Origin of the sequence: Rhizobium sp. WYCCWR10014, from assembly GCF_001657485.1 — a bacterium.
Lineage (GTDB): Bacteria > Pseudomonadota > Alphaproteobacteria > Rhizobiales > Rhizobiaceae > Rhizobium.
In genome coordinates, this window is sequence record NZ_LXFU01000035.1 from 314,838 (window position 1) to 333,853 (window position 19,016).

Genomic DNA, 19,016 nt, shown 5'->3' on the forward strand with positions numbered 1-19,016 from the left:
GCTTGCCTGTCACACTGCGGGTGCTAATTTCCGGATTCGATACTTCATTTCGGTTTCCAGGAGATTCATTATGCAGCTTGGCATGGTTGGTTTGGGCCGCATGGGCAATTATATGGTCCAGCGCTTGATGCGAGGCGGTCACGAATGCGTCGTCTACGACGCCAGACCGGAAAGCGTTGCCGCGCTCGCAGGCCTCGGCGCGACCGGCAGTGCCTCGCTCGAGGAGTTCGTCTCGAAGCTCGCCCATCCGCGCGCCATCTGGCTGATGCTGCCGGCAGCGATCGTCGACAAGGTACTGGCGAGCCTGGTGCCGCTGCTTGAGAATGGTGATATCGTCATCGACGGCGGAAACTCCTATTATCATGACGACATCCGCCGCGGCGCCGACCTCATCACCAAGGGCATCCACTATGTCGATGTCGGCACAAGCGGCGGCGTCTTTGGCCTCGAGCGCGGTTATTGCCTGATGATCGGCGGCGAGAAGGGCATCGTCGAACACCTCTCCCCGATCTTCGCGACGCTGGCGCCTGGCGTCGGCAAGACGGAAGCCTCGCCGAACCGGAGCGCCGAAGCGGCTGCGGTCAGCACCGCAGAACAGGGTTACCTGCATTGCGGCCCACATGGCGCCGGTCATTTCGTCAAAATGGTGCATAACGGCATCGAATACGGCCTGATGGCCGCCTATGCCGAAGGTATCAATATTCTGAAACACGCCAATATCGGCGCTGCCTCGCACGTGGCCGATGCGGAGACTGCGCCGCTCGCCCATCCGGAACATTTCCAATATGATTTCAACCTGCAGGATGTCGCCGAAGTCTGGCGCCGCGGCAGCGTCATCACCTCCTGGCTGCTCGATCTCACGGCCGATGCACTGCATGCCGATCCCGCACTTTCGAAATATGCCGGTCGCGTCTCGGACAGCGGCGAAGGCCGCTGGACGATCATGGCGGCAATCGACGAGAGCGTGCCGACGCCGGTGCTGAGCGCTGCGCTCTATGGTCGCTTCTCCTCGCGCGACAACGACGAATTCGCCAACAAGGTGCTGTCGGCGATGCGCGCGGGCTTCGGCGGCCACGTGGAAAAACCGGCCGCGAAATCCTGAAGGCGAGCGACTTCACTCACCGTTCCGACAAAGCCGTCATCCTGAAATAGCGAGCGCAGTGCTTTGTTTCGAGGAGGCGGCGCCGCTTGCCTTTACTAGCCATCGGTATGGTTTCCCTACTGCTTGCTGGCGGCAACGGTCGCGGGTATCCATTGCAAAATGTCAGCGCTGCCTTCTACAAGTGACCGACATTTCATTGGAGGCGGTGATGGAGCGTGGCATGGCCGGGGGCTTGAAGGCCGTCATATCAGGCATACTGGCATTGCTTGCGCTTTTTTCGGCGGTTTCGCCTGGCTTTTCCCAGACGCCGCCAGCGCAAGTGCCGGCCGCGGCCGCTCCGCCGGCCGAGGTGCGTCAGATGATGGAACTGATGCAGACGCCTCAGGTCAAACAATGGATGTCGACGCAGATGGCGGCGACGCCCGCGAGCGATTCGGCGGCCGGTGACCAGATGTCGGTGCTCTCAGGCCTGCTCCAGCATGCCCGCCGGCACGTCTCGATGGTCTCCGATGCGGCGATGACGCTGCCTTCGCAGGTCGGCCATGCTTCTTCGCTGTTTTTCGGCGAGATCGCCGCCGCCGGCTGGCCGCGCATGGTGGCGCAGTTTCTGGCGATTTTCCTGCTTGGCACCATCGTCGAGCGCATTGCCCGCTATGCCTTTCGCCGCCGCCGCCAGGCGGCACAGATGGCGGGCATGCATCTCGCCCCGCGCGTTATCCCGGCGCTGATCTTCGCCGTGGCGACGGCGCTTGCTCTTCTCAGCGTCAGCTGGCCGCCGGTCAGCCAGAGCATCGCGATCGTTTGCGTTGTCGCGCTCGTGGTCCAGCGCTTCACGATTTGTCTCGGCGGCGTGCTGGTCGATCTCATCGGGCTGGCGCGGGCGGAGGAAGAACGGCAGGGCATCACAGCTGCGATCATGCCGGCGCGCGCGGTCGCATTCTTCTGGTACCGGCGCTGTGCGACCTTCGTCATCTATTTCATTTTCGGCTGGGCGGTGATCCAGTCGATGGAGCCGCTCGGTTATTCCTCGAGTGTGCGGCTCCTCGTCGGCTATATCCTCGGCATCGGCCTGTTGTTGATTGCGATCGAGGCGGTCTGGTCGCGGCCGCACAAGGACGAGAAGCGTGGTCACGGGACATCCTGGGCGCTCACCGTCTACTTCCTGTTGCTCTGGAGCCTCTGGGTCGCAGGCTTCAATTGGCTGCTCTGGCTCGGCATTTACGTGCTCCTGCTGCCCCGCGTGCTTGCCGTCTCGACGATTGCGGTAAAATCGCTGCAGCAGACCGAAGCGAGCTTCCTTGCCACGCGCCGCATTGCAGCCGTGCTGCTCGACCGCGGTGTGCGGGCGCTGATCATAGCCGTTGCCGCCATCTGGCTTGGGCATATGCTCGGCGTCGGCGCCGATACGATGGCCGCCGGCGAAACGATGATCGACAAGATCGCGCGCGGCGTGATCGGCGGCATCGTCATCCTGCTTGCCGCCGATCTGCTCTGGCATGTCATCAAGGCCTATATCGACGGCAAGCTGCTTGAATCATCCGTGGATGGCGGAGCAACGGATGAGGAAAAGGCCAAACGCGCGCGGATACAGACGCTGTTGCCGATCTTCCGCAATATTCTCGCCGTCGTCATTGCCGTCATTGCCGTTCTGATGGTGCTCTCCGGCCTCGGTATCGAGATCGGGCCGCTGATCGCCGGCGCCGGTGTCGTCGGCGTTGCGGTCGGTTTCGGCGCGCAGACGATCGTCAAAGACGTCATCAGCGGCATGTTCTATCTCTGGGACGATGCCTTCCGCATCGGCGAATATATCGAAAGCGGCAGCCACAAGGGTGTGGTCGAGGCCTTCAGCCTGCGTTCGGTGAAGCTGCGTCATCATCGCGGACCGCTGACGACGGTACCGTTCGGCGAACTCGGCGCGGTGAAGAACCTCAATCGCGACTGGACGATCGACAAGATCAGCCTCAACGTCAAATACGACACCGATCTCGTCAAGGCGAAGAAAGTAATCAAGCAGATCGGCCAGACGCTGCTCGAAAATCCGGAATTCGGCCCTCATATCATCGAGACGCTGAAGATGAAGGGTGTCGAGCAGTTCGGCGAATTCGCCATCGAAATCCGGCTGTCGATGATGACAAAGCCCGGCGAACAATTCGTCATCCGCCGCAATGCGCTGGCGATGATCCGCAATGCCTTCCAGGAAAACGGTATCGAATTCGCGGTGCCGACTGTGCAGGTGGCGGGCGACCGCGACGCGGAGGTGGATGCTGCCGTCGCGCGCTACGCCGCGCATGCGCGGGCAGGCGGAGAGCCGGCGGCATGAACCGCCTCACATCGCGCCGGCGGCTGCGATCAGCAGGCCGCCGATGATCGCCATGTTGGTTTTCCAGGTATTGATCGCGCTGTCGCGCGCCGTTCCCTGCATGTCCCAGAAATTCAGCAGCATGATGGTGGCGGCCAGCGTGAAGACGATGAGACCGAATGCCGCTGCCGCGACGAACAGCCCGAGCATCAGCAGGATGCCGGCGACGATCTGGAACATGCTGCCCAGGATCAGCACCCATTTTGCAAAAGGAACGCCGCGGGTTTCGATGCCTCGGTCAGCGGCACGATAACGAAAAAATGATGAATGCCGCCAGCGACATAGAGGCCGCCGAGCAGCAGGCGTCCGAGGGCAAGCATCACGAAGGCCGAACCATCCTGCATATCGAACCTTTCTCCCGCGTCTCGACTCTCCATCCAGGGCAAGGCTCTGCCGAAGCTTACGAAAATGCAATGCACCGTGACGCCCGGCTGCGCAAATTCGCCCCAATTGAGGATGATTGAGGCGCAGGCGGCGGGGCTGGGGTAGCGGCGACATGGTTCATAGAGCTTATATGCCTCTCATGTTACGTCATCTGAAATGATTCCCGCCAAGCTGGCAGTTGCAGCAGGGTACGAGAATGTCGGGGCACGGCAATTTGGAAGAGATGGAAGAAACGGGCGGGTTTTCTTTTGGCGGGCTATTCAGACGGTACAGAACGCCGCTGCTGGCAGCCGCGTCACTGGTGGTCTTCTGCCTCGTCGGTTACGCGATCATGCAGCTCACCAACGAGGTGCGCTATGACGACGTCGTCGGTGCGCTGGCCGCGACCAGGCCGAGCGCGATCCTGCTTGCGTTGTTCTTCACCGCGCTCAGTTTCCTCGCGCTGATCTTCTACGATCTCAACGCCATAGAATATATCGGCAAGAAGCTGCCATTTCCGCATGTGGCGCTGACGGCGTTCAGTGCCTATGCCGTCGGAAATACCGCCGGTTTCGGCGCCCTTTCTGGGGGCGCGATCCGCTACCGCGCCTATACGCGTCTCGGGCTCTCGCCAGAGGATATCGGCCGCATCATCGCCTTCGTCACGCTGTCCTTCGGATTGGGGCTTGCGGGCGTCGCGGCGATCGCCCTCATCGTCATCGCAGACGAGATCGGCCCGCTCGTCGGCGTGAGCCCCTTCCTTCTGCGGCTGATCGCCGGTTCGATCGTCGCCATTCTGGGCGCGGTGATGGTCATCGGCCGTGACGGGCGTGTGCTCGATCTTGGCCCTGTAGCAATCCGCCTGCCGGATTCGCGTACCTGGTCGCGGCAGTTCCTCGTCACCGCCTTCGATATCGCCGCCTCGGCGTCGGTACTCTATGTGCTGCTGCCGCAGACGGCCATCGGCTGGCCGGTCTTCCTCGCCGTCTATGCGATCGCCGTCGGTCTCGGCGTGCTCAGCCATGTTCCGGCCGGGCTCGGCGTGTTCGAGACCGTGATCATCGCCTCGCTCGGCAGCGCGGTGAACATCGATGCCGTGCTCGGATCGCTGGTCCTCTACCGGCTGATCTACCATGTGCTGCCGCTGCTGATCGCGGTGCTCGCGGTCTCGGCGGCGGAGCTGCGTCGTTTCGTCGACCATCCGGCTGCCTCCAGCATGCGGCGTATCGGCGGACGGCTCATGCCGCAGCTGCTGTCGGCTCTCGCGCTGCTGCTCGGCGTCATGCTGGTGTTTTCGAGCGTCACGCCGACGCCGGACCAGAACCTCGAATTCCTCTCCAACTATCTGCCGCTGCCGATGGTCGAGGGCGCGCATTTCCTCTCCAGCCTGCTGGGGCTGGCACTCGTCGTCGCCGCGCGCGGCCTCGGCCAGCGCCTCGACGGCGCCTGGTGGGTGGCCGTGTTCTCGGCGCTTGCCGCGCTGACTTTGTCGCTGCTGAAGGCGATCGCGCTCGTCGAAGCCGCCTTTCTCGCCTTCCTCATCTTCGGGCTCTTCGTCAGCCGCCGGCTCTTTACCCGTCAGGCCTCGCTGCTCAATCAGGCGCTGACGGCGTCCTGGCTGATGGCGATCGCCGTGATCGTCGTTGGCGCCGTCGTCATCCTGCTCTTCGTCTATCGCGACGTCGAATACAGCAACCAACTCTGGTGGCAGTTCGAATTCACCGCCGAGGCGCCGCGCGGGCTGCGCGCCGTGCTCGGCATCACCATCATCTCGTCGGCGATCGCCGTCTTCAGTCTGCTCCGGCCGGCGAGTTTCCGGCCGGAACCGGCGACGGACGAGGGACTGGCGCGTGCCGTCGAGATCGTCATGAAGCAGGGCAATGCCGACGCCAATCTGGTGCGCATGGGCGACAAGAGCATCATGTTCTCGGAAAGCGGCGACGCTTTCATCATGTATGGCCGGCAGGGCCGCTCCTGGATCGCGCTGTTCGATCCGGTCGGCGACCATCGTGCCGTGCAGGAACTCGTCTGGCGTTTTGTCGAAGCGGCGCGCGCCGCCGGCTGCCGGGCCGTGTTCTACCAGATATCGCCGGCGCTGCTGTCCCATTGCGCCGATGCCGGCCTGCGCGCCTTCAAGCTCGGCGAACTGGCGGTGGCCGATCTCAGGACCTTCGAGATGAAGGGCGGCAAATGGGCGAACCTTCGCCAGACAGCAAGCCGCGCCCAGCGCGACGGGCTGGAATTCGCCGTCGTCGAACCGCAGGACGTGTCTTCGGTCATCGACGATCTAGCCGCCGTTTCGACGGCCTGGCTCGAGCATCACAATGCCAAGGAAAAGGGCTTCTCGCTCGGCGCCTTCGATTCCGATTACGTCTCCTCGCAGCCGGTCGGCATCCTGAAAAAAGACGGCAGGATCGTCGCCTTCGCCAATATCCTCGTGACCGAATCCAGACAGGAGGGCACGATCGATCTCATGCGCTTCTCGCCGGACGCGCCGAAGGGCTCGATGGACTTTCTCTTCGTGCAGATCATGGAATATCTGCGCGGGCAGGGTTTCACCCACTTCAATCTCGGCATGGCGCCTCTCTCCGGCATGTCGAAACGCGAGGCGGCGCCCGTCTGGGACCGCATCGGCAGCACCGTTTTCGAACACGGTGAGCGCTTCTATAACTTCAAAGGCCTTCGGGCATTCAAATCCAAGTTTCATCCGCACTGGCAACCGCGCTATCTTGCGGTCTCCGGAGGGGGCAATCCGATGATCGCGTTGATGGACGCGACATTTCTGATTGGGGGCGGATTGAAAGGGGTAGTGAGAAAATGATCAAGACAATCCTTCTTGCCACGGCATGCGCCTGCATGCTCGCGGCCGCATCGGCTGACGCCGCCGAGGAGACCACGCAGAGCTTCGAAACCGGGCTCATCCCGTCGCCGCACATCTTCCTGCCGGAAGGGGAGGTGAAGGGCGCGGTGATGCTGATCTCGGATGCCGCCGGCTGGGGCGATTATGAGAAGGGCGAAGCCGACAGGTTGGTCGCTGAAGGCGCCGTCGTCATCGGCGTCGACTTTCCATCCTATATCCAGGCGCTCGGCCGGTACGACGTCAGCCTCAATGACGGCTGCGTCTACATGGTGTCGGACATCGAATCGCTGAGCCAGCAGGTACAGCGCGCAACCGGCAACAACGCCTATCACCTGCCGATCGTCGCCGGCATCGGCGAGGGCGGGGCCTTGGCGCTGGCGATCGCCGCGCAAACGCCGGATGCGACGATCGGCCAGACACTTGCCGTTAATCCGGTCGCCGGCATTCCGCTTGCCCAGGCGCTTTGCACGCCGGCGTCCAAGCAGGTAGCCGGCGAACGCACGGTCTATGGTCTCAGCGACGGCGTCCTGCCGGACCCGATCATTACCGTCTTCACGCCTGATGCCAACAAGGATGGCCGGGCGCATGCCGAGGCGCTGAAGAAGGCCCATGACGCGATCGAGATTCGCGAATCCACCGACGATGCGCAGACGGCGTTTGCCGATACGCTCGACGATCTCGTCACCGCCTCCGGCGCCTTCGGCAACCCGCTTGGCCTGCCGCTGGCGGTGCTCGAGGCAACGCCGGCCCTCGATACGATGGCGGTGATCTATTCCGGCGACGGCGGCTGGCGCGACATCGACAAGGAGGTCGGCGGCACGCTGCAGAAGGAAGGTATTCCGGTCGTCGGCGTCGATTCGCTCCACTATTTCTGGAAGGAGCGCAAGCCGGAGGAGACCGCCGCCGATCTTTCGAAGATCATCGATTTCTACCGCAAGCAGTGGAAGGTGAAGCACGTGCTGCTCGTCGGTTATTCCTTCGGCGCCGATGTCGTGCCCGCCACTTACCAGCTCCTCAAGCCAGCCGAAAAGTCGGCGGTGGCGCAATTGTCGCTGCTGTCGCTTTCGCACGAGGTCGACTACGTCATCTCCGTTCTCGGCTGGCTCGGCCAGAAAACGGAAGGGGCGGGAGGCGATCCCGTCGGCGATCTGAAGAACATCGATCCGAAGCTCGTGCAATGCATCTACGGCAAGGACGACGATGACGATGTCGCCTGCCCGGCGCTGAAAGACAGCGGCGCCGAGGTGATCGAACTGCCGGGCGATCATCACTTCGACGAGAATTACGACCTTCTCACGAAGACGATTATCGACGGCCTGAAGAGACGGCTGCAGGACTAAAGCGCAGCGCGTCCGATAGGACGCGCTAAGGATACTTTAACACTTTCAAATCAGCGCATCAGCGTTTCTTCGTTCCAGCCGAGCGCGGTGAGTTCTGTGCCACGAAACCGCGCATCGTCGGCAACGATGAATTCGTCGAGTTGCGGCGGAGCGACGCTGGTGCCGGAAAGCATCGCATGCACCTGTCCGCGATGATGGGTCTGATGCTGGAAGAGGTGGCCGAGTACGTCTTCCATCCGCTCCTCTTGGATGCGGGCACCGCGATGGAGGCTGATGGTCGAGGTGAGCCTCTCCGGCGTCAGGGCCTCGCAAAGCGCCGTCAGGCGCTGATCGACCTTCGCCTGCGCTTCTGCCAGCGAGGAAACGTCATCGAATGGTTCGTCGACCTCGAAGGCCTTGAGCCCGAGCGTGCCGCCTTCCAGGCCGTCGACATAGAACCAGTCGACCGTGATGATATGGTTCAAGGTTTCCTTGATCGAGGGGAAGAAGCTGGTGCGCGGCGCTTCGAATTCGCCGGGCTTCAATGTCGCGCAGGCCTGAAGCAGGCGGCGGTTGGCGAGAGCGTTGTTATAGGCAAGTTTGCGGAATGGCCTGACAGGATCGAAGGTCGGCATCGGCGCATCTCCTCTTTAAGCGCTTTTGGCTACAGCACCGGGCGCCTTTTGAGGCGCACAAGGGGCGCTGTAACATCTTGAATTGCTTGCGTCAGTCTTTGCCGTCGAGATCGCCGTCCCGCCAGACGAGGTGACGTGGCGCAACGGGCAGGCTCTCGATTTCATCGGCGATGAAATAGGGCGGGATGTCGAGTGCGGTCAGGGCACTACGCGTTGCCGGCACCCATTTGAATTCGAGATGGTTGTCGCCGTCCTCGATCCGATGGATGATTTCGCCTGGCCGGAAGGGGAGTTCCGGCGGGATCTCCATCAGATAATAAAAGCCGAGTTCATGCCAGTCGCGCTGTTCGTAGCGGAAGAAGTTCTCGACGATCCAGAGTAGGCGGGAGACTATGACTTCGACGCCCAGTTCCTCCACCATCTCCCGCATCAGCGTTTCCTCCGACGTCTCGCCGATTTCCGCCCTGCCGCCTGGAAAGGTCCAGAAGGGCTCATGCACGGCGCGATGGACGAGCACGTGGCCGTCGCGAAAGCCGAGGCCGGCAATGCGATAGTTGAAACGCTCAGCGCCCGCATTCAGGCGGATGAGAGTGCGCTTGGTCATGTCATTCTATCCAAGATCGATCACGACAATTTCCGGCGGCACGCCGAAGCGCACCGGTGCAATGGAGCAGCCGAGTCCACCGGAAACGATGATATTACGCCCCTGCTCGATCATATGGCCATAGGCGTAGCGGTTACCGTAGCGCGAGGGCACGATCGGCGAGCGGCCGAGGAGGCGGATCTGTCCGCCATGGGTGTGGCCCGATAGCGTCAGCGAGACCCGCTCGGGCACGCGCGGAAAGATATCGGGTTCATGGGCAAGCAGGACGACGGGTGCATCGTCCGTCACCTGAGCCATCGTTCCATCGAGATCGTCGAGGCCGAGCATCTGCGTGCGGCCCCATTTCCGGCCGGGCAGCAGCGCCAGTTGATCCTCGAGGCCTGCCAGCCAGAAGCCGCGGCCATCCTTTTCGAGCCGAACGGCGCGGTTGCCGTAGACCGCGATGCCGACATCAGCGAGGGCTCGATGTCCGAATGTTTCCATCCCGCCGTTCTTCTGGGCGGTCCTGTCCTCCCACCAGTCGTGGTTGCCCATGACCGCATGGACGCCGAGAGGGGCCTGCAACGTGGCGAGCGCCTTCGACCATTGGCTCGAATGCACGTACTGCGTCACCATATTCATGCCGGCGGCGTAATCGCCGAGCAGGACGGTGACATCGCCTTCGAGTTCATTTGCCCTGTGGCAGATCGCGGCAATGCGGCTTGCCGACATCCAGGGTTCGCAGGCATGGAGATCGGCGAGCGCAACGACGCGCAGCTTGAGCCCCGGGGTCCACCCCGGCGGCGTCAGCTGATAGCGGGTGATGGCGAGCCGCGCGAGCGGTTCATAGGCAAAGGCGTAACCACCGAGCGACATGACGCCTGCGACACTGCCGCCGAGAACCTTGAAAAATCCGCGGCGGGTGATCACTCAGTTGTCCTCCTGGAACAGCCGGAACTGTGCAGCCTCCATATCCTTGGGCGGTTGCATTCCCAGATGCTTCCACGCGATTGCGGTCAGAACACGGCCGCGTGGCGTGCGCTGAATGAAACCCTGCTGGATCATGTAGGGCTCGATGATGTCCTCGATCGCGTCGCGCGGCTCGGAAAGGCCGGCGGCAATGGTTTCGATGCCGACCGGGCCGCCGCCGAAATTGACGGCGATCATGTTGAGGTAACGTTTGTCGAGCTGGTCGAAGCCGACATTGTCGACCAGCAGACGGGTCAGCGCCTCGTCGGCGATCTCGCGAGTGACGGCTTCCGCCCTTGCCACCTCGGCGAAGTCGCGCACGCGCCGCAGCAGCCGGCCAGCGATGCGCGGGGTGCCGCGGGCGCGTCTTGCGATCTCGCGGGCGCCCTCCTCGGTGATCGGCAGGTTCATCAGCCGCGCGCCACGGCGCACGATCAGTTCCAGCTCCTCGACGGTGTAGAAACTCAGGCGCACCGGAATGCCAAAGCGGTCGCGCAGCGGCGTCGTCAACAGGCCGAGGCGGGTGGTGGCCGCCACCAGCGTGAATTTCGACAGGTCGATCTTCACCGAGCGAGCGGCAGGGCCTTCCCCGATGATCAAATCGAGCTGGAAATCTTCCATGGCCGGATAGAGGATTTCCTCGACGGCGGGATTGAGGCGATGGATTTCGTCGATGAAGAGCACGTCGCGCTCCTCGAGGTTGGTGAGCAGGGCAGCGAGATCGCCGGCCTTGGCGATAACAGGCCCCGACGTCGAGCGAAAGTTGACGCCGAGCTCCTTGGCCATGATCTGCGCCAGCGTCGTCTTGCCGAGGCCAGGCGGACCGACGAAGAGCACATGGTCCAGCGCTTCGCCGCGGTTTTTCGCGGCCTCGATAAAGACCTTGAGATTGGCGCGCGCCTCCGCCTGGCCGGTGAATTCGTCCAGCGATTGCGGGCGCAACGTGATATCAAGGTCTTCGCCCCGCTTTTCCGGCGATATCAGGCGGGCGGATTCGCTCATGAAAGAAGCTCCATACCTGGCACGGTGTTGAACGCGTGCCGGTCAAATGTCTTGGTCGCCTGGCATCCCTCATCCGCGGCGCGGTAGCCGATCAAGGCATCGGCAAAATCGGCGTTTCGCGTTTCCGCGGCCCTCAGGGCCTTGATAACGAGGGTCTGGTTCTCGATGTCCAATCCCCTGACGCGTGTCAACTTGCCGATTGCCTCGACAACGTCCTTTTTCTTGAAGCCGAACCGTGCGCGCAGCGCCCAATCCAGTTCCAAGAGGTTCAGCAAGGAGAGAAATCCACGATAATCCCTGCCGATGCCTTCACCGAATTTCAGGGCGGCCGCCCTTTGCTCCGGATCATCGTCGACGATGAGCCTCAGCAGGACGTTTGTGTCCAAGCCATAGGCCATCATGCCGCTACATCCGATTTCGATCGCGTGGCTTCGTTGACGACATCGCTGCCCGCAGCGTCGGTGACGGTTGCGTCGATCTCTTCCAGGGAAGCACGACCATTTGGAGGCGATCCCAGAAGGCCTGCAAGATCATTGAAGTTGATCGATTTCGGTGTAATCACGACTTCTCCGTCGATCATCGAGAAAACAAGCTGATCGCCAGGCTGAAGGCCGAGCGTGTCCCGCAACTCTTTCGGAAACGTTATCTGGCCTTTCGGTGAAAGGGTAAATTCTCCCCGCATGGATCAGCAGTCCTATTTTTGTGCGCCAGTCGGAAAACTTGTCAATCGGCAGAAAAATGACATTTCATCCTACTCTATCGCGCCAGCTCCTTCAATCCCAGCCTGATCAGCTTGGCGCTGTCGGCGCCGTCGCCTGCAGTCTTCATTGCCGCGGCAATCGCGTTCGCCGCCTGGTCGCGGGAATAGCCGAGGTTGGTCAGCGCAGATACTGCATCGGCGACCGGCGCGGCCGCGACCCCTTCGCCGAGTTCCTGCTTAAGGGCGATATTGATCGCTTCCCCGGCAAAGGCCGGCGCCCGGTTCTTGAGCTCGGTAACGAGGCGCATCGCCACTTTCGGGCCGACGCCCGGCGCACGCGAGACAGCGGCGCGATCCTGCAGGGCGATCGCATTGGCAAGTTCGCCTGGCGTCAGCGTCGAGAGCACGGCGAGCGCCACCTTGGCGCCGACGCCCTGAACGCTCTGCAGCAGGTTGAACCATTCCCGCTCCAGCGCCGTCATGAAACCGAAGAGCCTCAGCTGATCCTCGCGCACATAGGTTTCGATGAAGAGCACGCAGGCCTCGCCGGCCGAGCCGATTTTCGACAGGGTGCGGGCCGAGCAATGGGCGACGTAGCAGACGCCGTGCACATCGACGAGCACATAGTCTTCGCCGATCTCGTCTATGGTGCCTTTCAGCTTGCCTATCATGGGTCGCGGTCTCTCAAGGATGCGTTTCGGGGGTTATAAGGTCAACGGAGGGGAAATAGGAGCGGTATCCGCTGGGATCGCGGGTCAAAATTCTGTAGCCCCTTATCGCCGCATGCGCGCCGATGAAGAAATCGGGCAAGATCCGTTCGCGCCCACCGCCGGCGCGACGGTAAAGCCGGAAGGCCGCAGCAGCGGCGAATGCAGCCGGCCAAGGCAGATTCTCGCGTCGGAACTCATCCTGCGGCAGCAGTCGATCGACTTCGTCCACGTCGTCGTACCGAACGGAAAATTCGGAATAGATGATGGGGTTTATGAGGACGGGACCGTCTTTGAAGATGTCAAGCATCTTTCGACGCGACCAACCGTGCCAGTCCGAACCGACCACGGCCAGGTCGACAAGTATGTTCGTATCGACAAGTGTGGCCATCAGCGATCACGGGTCATCGACATAAGGTCTTCGGCATCGATCTCCTGATCGCCAGTGCCCTCGAGACGACGGATCGTCTGTATGAAACGATCCAGGCGGCCCCGATCCTCGATCTCCTGCTTGCCATTCTTCGGCGAGAGAACGAGCTTACCGCCCTCTATCGAGAAAATGACCTCGCTATTGGCCTCGATGCCGACAAGTTCCCTGAGATCGCGAGGAATGGTGACCTGCCCTTTGGACGTAACGCGCATCTTGTTGCTCCTTCATAGTAAGAATTATCCTTACCAATGGAACAAGTCAAGAACAACCTATCCGGCCAGCGCCTGTCGCATCCGGTTGCTGCCGCGATTATGTGCATGGCAGATGGCGATCGCCAGGGCGTCGGCGGCGTCGTTGCCCTTGAATTCGACCTTCGGCATCAGGATCTTCAACATCATGTGGATCTGCTGCTTTTCGCCATGGCCGACGCCGATGACGGCCTTCTTCACGGCGTTCGGGGCATATTCGGAGACCGGCAGACCGGCGCGCGCCGGCACCAGCATGGCAATGCCGCGGGCCTGGCCGAGCTTCAGGGTCGCCACCGCATCCTTGTTGACGAAGGTCTGTTCGACGGCGGCCTCATCCGGCTTATAGCTGTGGACGATCTCCGCCAAGCCGTCATGCAATTGGCAAAGGCGGGAGGCAAGGTCCATGTCGCCATCGGAGGTCACGGTTCCGGATGCCACAAACCGCAGGGAATTGCCTGATGTCTCGATGATTCCCCAGCCGGTGCGGCGAAGCCCGGGATCGATGCCGACGATGCGAATCGTATTTTGCATGGTTCAACCTATAGCGATTGCGAAATAACTGCCATTGATATGTGAACAAAACAAAAACGTTCCCGGATTTCGGCCCTGCCATTTACCGCGAATTAAAACAGATGCCCGAATTCTAGTCATCGAATACGAGAGGGCTTCTTTTCGCGAAGATTAAAGCCCCCGTTGTTCTGTTTATAGGTCAGTGATCAGGCATGCGCTGCGTGCCCGTGCTTGGCAGGCGCGTTCAGAAGGGGTTCGTCGTACATGGCTCGGAGATTTCAATCCCTGTCCTTTAAGGTCATCGCCACATTCATTCTGCTGACCGTGCTGTCGATCGCGGTCATCGATGTGCTTGCCTATTTCGCCAGCAGCCGCATTTCCGACGAGCAGGCGCTGAAGGCCAAGGAAAGCGTGCTGATCTTTCGCGGCGACATGCTGCAGGACCAGCTGACGCAGCTTGAAAACCAGGCAAACTCCATCGCACGCATCGAGGCGCTGCAGATGTCGATCACCAATCTGAAGAGCGGCTGGAAGACCATCGAGAAGACCGCGGGTGATGCCCGTGCCGAGCTGAAGAAGGTTTTCATAGCAGGCAACCCCAACCCCGCCGACCAGCGCGAGAAGCTCATCAAGCCGGAAGGGCCGAGCGGCTTTTATTATTCGAGCCACGAAAAGACGCAGGGCGAAGTCGCCCGCGACCTCGAGGATACCGCCTTCAGCGATCTGCTGATTGTCGATCTCGAGGGTACCGTGCTCTATTCCTATAAGAAGGAAGATGATTTCGCCGAAAATCTGAAGTCGGACGCCTGGAAGGCGACCGGCGCCGGCATCGCTTTCGCCAAGGCGATCGAGAATACCGCCAAGGCGACCGATGACGCCGCGCCCACAGGCTTTTCCGGCCTTCGCGTCGATGCCGGCAGCGGCAAGTCGGCGATCTTCTATGCCGTACCGATCGTCAAGCTTGGGGCGGCCAAGGGCATCATCCTCTTCAAGGTGCGCGACGACATCGTCACCGGCATCCTCGCCAAGGGCATCGTCCAGGGCAGCACGGCGCGGGCGGCGATCGTCTCCGGCGATGGCTCCGCTGTCGGGCTCGACGGAAGCGGCAAGCTTGCGACGCTCGATACGACGCCCTTCACCTTCATCAAGAGCGCGCTTGCCAGTTCGGCGATGACGGTGGCCGATTTCGGCCGGGCGGATGGTGCGGCTCGTGCCTATGTCCGCGGTATCGACTATCGCGGCGATCGCTTCCTCGTGGTCGAGAGTGTGCTCTTGAGCGAGCTCAATGCCGGCTCGATCGAGATCGCCACCCTGCTGACGATGATTGGTATCGGCGTGCTCGTCGTCATGGCGATCACGACCGGGCTCGTCACCAATTTGCTGTTTTCGCCGCTTGCGCGGCTTGCCGGCGTCACCCGCGATGTCGCCGACGGCAAGCTCGACAGCGAGATCGGCAGCCTGAACCGCAAGGACGAGATCGGCACGATGGCCAATGCGCTTGACCGCTTCCGCCACTCGCTGATCGAAAGCCGCGCACTCGAAGCTGCCAGCGAAGAGACGCGCCTGCGGGCCGAGCAAGATCGCCAGCAGAATCTGGCCGAGCGTGAGGCCGAGGCAAAAACGCTGCAGCAGGTGGTCGAGGCGATTGACGAGGGCCTGCATCATCTGGCGAGCGGCGATCTCGCCTATCAGATCGATACCCGTTTCCCGAACGAGCTCGAAAGCCTGCGCGTCAATTTCAACGAGGCGCTGGCGACGCTCAGCGAAACCATGACGGCAATCGGCGGCAACTCGATGGCGGTGCGCGCCGGTTCCGAGGAGATGCGCACCGGCGCCGACGACCTTGCCGGGCGCACCGAGCGCCAGGCCGGCTCGATCACCGAGACGGCGAATGCGATCAGCGCCATCACGCAGTCGGTCCGCCGGCAGATCGAGCGGGCCGAGCAGGCCGAGCGCATCGCCCGCGACGCCAAGAAGGAGACGACCGGCTCAGGCCAGATCATGCGCGAGACGATCGCGGCGATGGAGGCAATCCAGGCCTCTTCGCGCCAGATCAACACGATCATCTCCGTCATCGACGACATCGCCTTCCAGACCAACCTCCTGGCGCTCAATGCCGGCGTCGAGGCGGCGCGTGCCGGTGAATCCGGCAAGGGCTTCGCCGTCGTCGCCATGGAAGTGCGCGAGCTGGCCCAGCGTTCGTCGAGTGCGGCCAAGGAGATCTCCAGCCTGCTGCAGAAATCAACGCATGAGGTCGAAAGCGGCGTTACGCTTGTGGAAAAAGCGGGCGTCGCCCTGACTGGCATCGGCGCCCATGTCGAGGCGATCAACGGGCAGATCAACGAGATCATGAGTGCGACCCGCGAGGAGGCCAATACGCTGCGCGAGATCAATAGCGCCGTTGCCGAACTCGATGCGATGACGCAGCAGAATGCCTCAATGGTCGAAGAGACGACGGCGGCGATCCACCGGCTGGCGACGGAAGCCCTGGAAATGGACCGCCAGCTCGGCAATTTCACGCTGCCGCCCGGTCACCACCAGCCGAGCGCGGAGGTGCATGCGCTGCGCCGTCACCGATAAACGATCGCTTCTGACCTTGCACAAGGGTCGCGCTCGCGCGGCCTTTTTGTTTGCGCGCATGGTTTGGAATGGTGCGGGCGCGAACCTACATAGACGGCATCGTTCAACTGCCCGGCAGGTTTCCCATGGTTCCCTTCTCCATACTCGACCTTTCCCCCGTTGCCGCAGGCAGCACCGTGCGCCAGTCCCTCGAGGGCTCGGCGCGGATGGCTGTGAAGGCCGAGGAATTCGGTTACAAGCGCTTCTGGCTTGCCGAACATCACGGCATGCCGGGGATCGCCAGTGCTGCCACCGCCGTTGTTATCGGCCATGTCGGGGCCGCGACAAAGCGCATCCGCATCGGCTCCGGCGGTATCATGCTGCCCAATCATTCGCCGCTCGTCATCGCCGAGCAGTTCGGCACGCTGGAGGCGCTCTTCCCCGGCCGCATCGACCTCGGCCTTGGGCGCGCGCCGGGAACGGACATGCGCACGGCACAGGCGCTGCGGCGCAACCTCGAGGCCGGTGCAAACAGCTTCCCGAACGACGTGGTGGAACTGCAGCAACTCCTCGATACGCCGGTCGAGAACCAGGCGATCCTCGCGGTTCCCGGCAATGGCTCACATATCCCGATCTGGCTGCTCGGCTCCAGCCTCTACAGTGCCCAGCTCGCAGGCATGCTGGGCCTTCCCTATGCCTTCGCCTCGCATTTCGCGCCCGACATGCTGCTCGATGCAATCGCGATCTACCGCGACCGCTTCCAGCCTTCGGCATCGCTCGACAAGCCCTATGTGATGGTCGGTGTCATGGGTGCGGTGGCGGCGACGGACGAGGAGGCTCGCTATCATTTCACTTCCGCAGAGCAGCAGTTCGTCAATCTGCGCCGCAATGTCCGCGGCCCGTTCCCGCGTCCAGTGGCCGATATGGGGGACTTCTGGTCGCCGATGGAAAAGATGAATGTCGAACACACGCTGCGTTATGCCGTGGTCGGCTCGCCGAAGACGGCCGAGGCGAAACTGACGGAGTTTCTACAGGAAACGCAGGCCGACGAGGTGATCATCTCGATGCCGATTCACGACATCCAGGCGCGGCTGAAATCGGTGGAACTGTTTGCAGGGCTGGGGAGCTTCATGCGGGCCGCCGCATAGGTTCTCGGCAAGAAAAAACCCGGCGTTGCAGCCGGGTTTACGGTGACGAGTGTCTGAAAAAATCAGGCCGAGAGTTTCGCCAGCACTTCTTCCGAGACCTCGAAGTTGGAATAGACGTTCTGCACGTCGTCATCGTCTTCCAGGCTGTCGATGAGCTTCAGCAGCGACTGGGCTTTTTCCTCGTCTACCGGCACGTTGTTCTGGGCGCGCCAGACGGCCTTGACGGTTTCGGCTTCGCCGAGGCTCGATTCCAGCGCTTTTGCCACTTCGCCGAGGGCTTCGAAGGCGCAGGTGATGTAGTGGCCGTCTTCGTCGGACTCGACGTCGTCGGCGCCGGCTTCGATCGCGGCTTCCATCACCTTGTCGCCATCGCCGACGGAAAGCTTGTAGGTGATTTCGCCGACATGGTCGAAGGAGAAGGAAACGGAACCGGTTTCACCGAGAGCGCCGCCGGCCTTGGTGAAGCTCGAGCGGACGTTGGAGGCGGTGCGGTTGCGGTTGTCGGTCAGCGCCTCGACGATGATCGCCGTGCCGCCAGGGCCATAACCCTCATAGCGGACTTCATCATAATTTTCGCCGTCTGCACCGGCTGCCTTCTTGATGGCGCGGTCGATATTGTCCTTCGGCATGGACTGAGCCTTGGCATTCTGGATCGCCAGGCGAAGGCGGGCGTTCATCGTCGGGTCGGGCAGGCCGGCCTTGGCGGCAACGGTGATTTCGCGCGCAAGCTTCGAGAACATTTTCGACCGCACGGCATCCTGACGGCCTTTGCGGTGCATGATGTTTTTAAACTGTGAATGGCCAGCCATGGCACCCCTGTTCACGTCTCATTGTTCGGAATGGGCCGCCTTATAAGAGTGAAACGGCACCCGTTCAAGGAAAAAGCAGTTCGGAACAAAGGCGGAGGGATGACGTTTCAACCGAACTCCATCCAACGGAAAGGAACGGTCATGGCAAGTCTCAGTGAGGCGCAGGAACATCCAGCACGTCAGCTCTGGGATCAGGTCAACGGCGTTCATGCCGGCATGCTCGGAATTTCCGGACTGGACATGCACATGCAGCCGATGGCGCCGCATGCCGATCCCACCACCAACACCATCTGGTTCTACACCAAGACCGACGCCGACATCGTGCGAGCCATCAAGCCCGGCAGCCGCGCGCATTTCTGCGTTATCGGCAAGGATCACGACTATCACGCCTGCCTCGCCGGTGTGGTCGAGGTGCATCCTGACCCTTCCAAGATCGAGGAATATTGGAGCTCGATCGTCGCGGCCTGGTATGACGGCGGCAAGAAGGACCCCAAGCTCACCATGCTGTCCCTCCATGTCGACGATGCCGAGATCTGGGTTTCCACAGGCAACAAACTGAAATTCGGCTGGGAGATCGCCAAAGCCAATCTCGACGACGACAAGATGCCGGATGTCGGCATCAAGCGTCACCTGCAGTTCGCTTGACGTGCAGTGCCCCTGCATAATTCCTTAAATCGGAATCGATTTAAGGATAAGATTATGCAGCAATTCAA

The 19,016-nt window shown here is 61.7% G+C and carries 19 protein-coding genes and 1 pseudogene; 8 read left to right on the forward strand and 12 right to left on the reverse strand.

The genetic code is table 11. The annotated features are described in order from the left end of the window. Window positions 1–70 precede the first annotated feature (70 nt). Window positions 71–1,102, forward strand: a complete 1,032-nt coding sequence (gnd, locus tag A6U98_RS15780; RefSeq protein ID WP_064651243.1) for a phosphogluconate dehydrogenase (NAD(+)-dependent, decarboxylating) — start codon at window positions 71–73, stop codon at window positions 1,100–1,102. Between the two features lie 208 nt (window positions 1,103–1,310). Then, a complete protein-coding gene (locus A6U98_RS15785) occupies window positions 1,311–3,422 on the forward strand; it encodes a mechanosensitive ion channel family protein (protein WP_064651245.1) in 2,112 nt (703 codons plus the stop codon). Between the two features lie 6 nt (window positions 3,423–3,428). Here A6U98_RS15785 and A6U98_RS15790 read toward each other — a convergent pair. Then, window positions 3,429–3,805: pseudogene (locus A6U98_RS15790) on the reverse strand (DoxX family protein). Here A6U98_RS15790 and A6U98_RS37180 point away from each other — a divergent pair. From A6U98_RS37180 to A6U98_RS15800, 3 genes are all read left to right on the forward strand, one after another. Beyond that, complete coding sequence (locus tag A6U98_RS37180) at window positions 3,722–3,925, forward strand: hypothetical protein (protein WP_197496397.1); 204 nt, start codon at window positions 3,722–3,724, stop codon at window positions 3,923–3,925. The pseudogene A6U98_RS15790 and the gene A6U98_RS37180 overlap by 84 nt on opposite strands. Before the next feature lie 116 nt (window positions 3,926–4,041). Further along, the gene (gene mprF, locus A6U98_RS15795) at window positions 4,042–6,645 is read left to right on the forward strand and encodes a bifunctional lysylphosphatidylglycerol flippase/synthetase MprF (protein WP_064651247.1); all 2,604 of its coding nucleotides are present in this window, start codon (window positions 4,042–4,044) and stop codon (window positions 6,643–6,645) included. Next, window positions 6,642–8,024, forward strand: coding sequence for an AcvB/VirJ family lysyl-phosphatidylglycerol hydrolase (locus A6U98_RS15800; protein ID WP_064651249.1), 1,383 nt, complete (start codon window positions 6,642–6,644; stop codon window positions 8,022–8,024). The genes mprF and A6U98_RS15800 overlap by 4 nt, the downstream gene beginning before the upstream one ends. A 50-nt stretch (window positions 8,025–8,074) precedes the next feature. Here A6U98_RS15800 and A6U98_RS15805 read toward each other — a convergent pair whose 3' ends face one another. The 10 genes from A6U98_RS15805 to ruvC form a co-directional block, all read right to left on the reverse strand. Beyond that, entirely contained in the window at window positions 8,075–8,638 is a 564-nt protein-coding gene (locus A6U98_RS15805) for a DinB family protein (RefSeq protein WP_064651251.1), read from the reverse strand. Window positions 8,639–8,729: 91 nt separating this feature from the next. Next, a complete protein-coding gene (locus A6U98_RS15810) occupies window positions 8,730–9,242 on the reverse strand; it encodes an NUDIX hydrolase (RefSeq protein WP_064651253.1) in 513 nt (170 codons plus the stop codon). Window positions 9,243–9,248: 6 nt separating this feature from the next. Beyond that, window positions 9,249–10,151: a metallophosphoesterase gene (locus A6U98_RS15815; RefSeq protein WP_064651254.1), complete on the reverse strand. Its 903-nt coding sequence runs from the start codon at window positions 10,149–10,151 to the stop codon at window positions 9,249–9,251. Further along, a complete protein-coding gene (gene ruvB, locus A6U98_RS15820; RefSeq protein ID WP_017968121.1) occupies window positions 10,152–11,192 on the reverse strand; it encodes a Holliday junction branch migration DNA helicase RuvB in 1,041 nt (346 codons plus the stop codon). Next, window positions 11,189–11,593 carry a PIN domain-containing protein gene (locus A6U98_RS15825; protein ID WP_082933914.1) on the reverse strand — a complete coding sequence of 135 codons (405 nt, stop codon included), beginning with the start codon at window positions 11,591–11,593 and terminating at the stop codon, window positions 11,189–11,191. The genes ruvB and A6U98_RS15825 overlap by 4 nt, the downstream gene beginning before the upstream one ends. Then, window positions 11,590–11,874 (reverse strand): AbrB/MazE/SpoVT family DNA-binding domain-containing protein, encoded by a 285-nt coding sequence (locus A6U98_RS15830; protein WP_064651256.1) that lies wholly within the window; start codon window positions 11,872–11,874, stop codon window positions 11,590–11,592. Before A6U98_RS15830 ends, A6U98_RS15825 begins: the two co-directional genes overlap by 4 nt. A gap of 74 nt (window positions 11,875–11,948) precedes the next feature. Next, window positions 11,949–12,563, reverse strand: coding sequence for a Holliday junction branch migration protein RuvA (gene ruvA / locus A6U98_RS15835; RefSeq protein ID WP_064651258.1), 615 nt, complete (start codon window positions 12,561–12,563; stop codon window positions 11,949–11,951). A 13-nt stretch (window positions 12,564–12,576) separates the two neighbouring features. Then, the gene (locus tag A6U98_RS15840; protein WP_064651260.1) at window positions 12,577–12,990 is read right to left on the reverse strand and encodes a type II toxin-antitoxin system VapC family toxin; all 414 of its coding nucleotides are present in this window, start codon (window positions 12,988–12,990) and stop codon (window positions 12,577–12,579) included. Then, a complete protein-coding gene (locus tag A6U98_RS15845; RefSeq protein WP_017961997.1) occupies window positions 12,990–13,241 on the reverse strand; it encodes an AbrB/MazE/SpoVT family DNA-binding domain-containing protein in 252 nt (83 codons plus the stop codon). The genes A6U98_RS15840 and A6U98_RS15845 overlap by 1 nt, the downstream gene beginning before the upstream one ends. Before the next feature lie 57 nt (window positions 13,242–13,298). Further along, window positions 13,299–13,808, reverse strand: coding sequence for a crossover junction endodeoxyribonuclease RuvC (gene ruvC, locus A6U98_RS15850; RefSeq protein WP_003542749.1), 510 nt, complete (start codon window positions 13,806–13,808; stop codon window positions 13,299–13,301). 243 nt (window positions 13,809–14,051) lie between these two features. On the opposite strand from ruvC, the gene A6U98_RS15855 reads away from it, so the two are divergent. Beyond that, window positions 14,052–16,367, forward strand: a complete 2,316-nt coding sequence (locus A6U98_RS15855) for a methyl-accepting chemotaxis protein (RefSeq protein ID WP_064651262.1) — start codon at window positions 14,052–14,054, stop codon at window positions 16,365–16,367. Between the two features lie 125 nt (window positions 16,368–16,492). Continuing rightward, a complete protein-coding gene (locus tag A6U98_RS15860) occupies window positions 16,493–17,494 on the forward strand; it encodes an LLM class flavin-dependent oxidoreductase (RefSeq protein ID WP_064651264.1) in 1,002 nt (333 codons plus the stop codon). Between the two features lie 62 nt (window positions 17,495–17,556). Here the strand turns inward: A6U98_RS15860 and A6U98_RS15865 are convergent, their stop codons facing one another. Next, window positions 17,557–18,303 (reverse strand): YebC/PmpR family DNA-binding transcriptional regulator, encoded by a 747-nt coding sequence (locus A6U98_RS15865; RefSeq protein ID WP_011653412.1) that lies wholly within the window; start codon window positions 18,301–18,303, stop codon window positions 17,557–17,559. Window positions 18,304–18,444: 141 nt separating this feature from the next. Between A6U98_RS15865 and A6U98_RS15870 the strand changes: the two genes are divergently transcribed. Next, window positions 18,445–18,948, forward strand: a complete 504-nt coding sequence (locus A6U98_RS15870; RefSeq protein ID WP_064651266.1) for a pyridoxamine 5'-phosphate oxidase family protein — start codon at window positions 18,445–18,447, stop codon at window positions 18,946–18,948. Window positions 18,949–19,016: the final 68 nt, after the last annotated feature.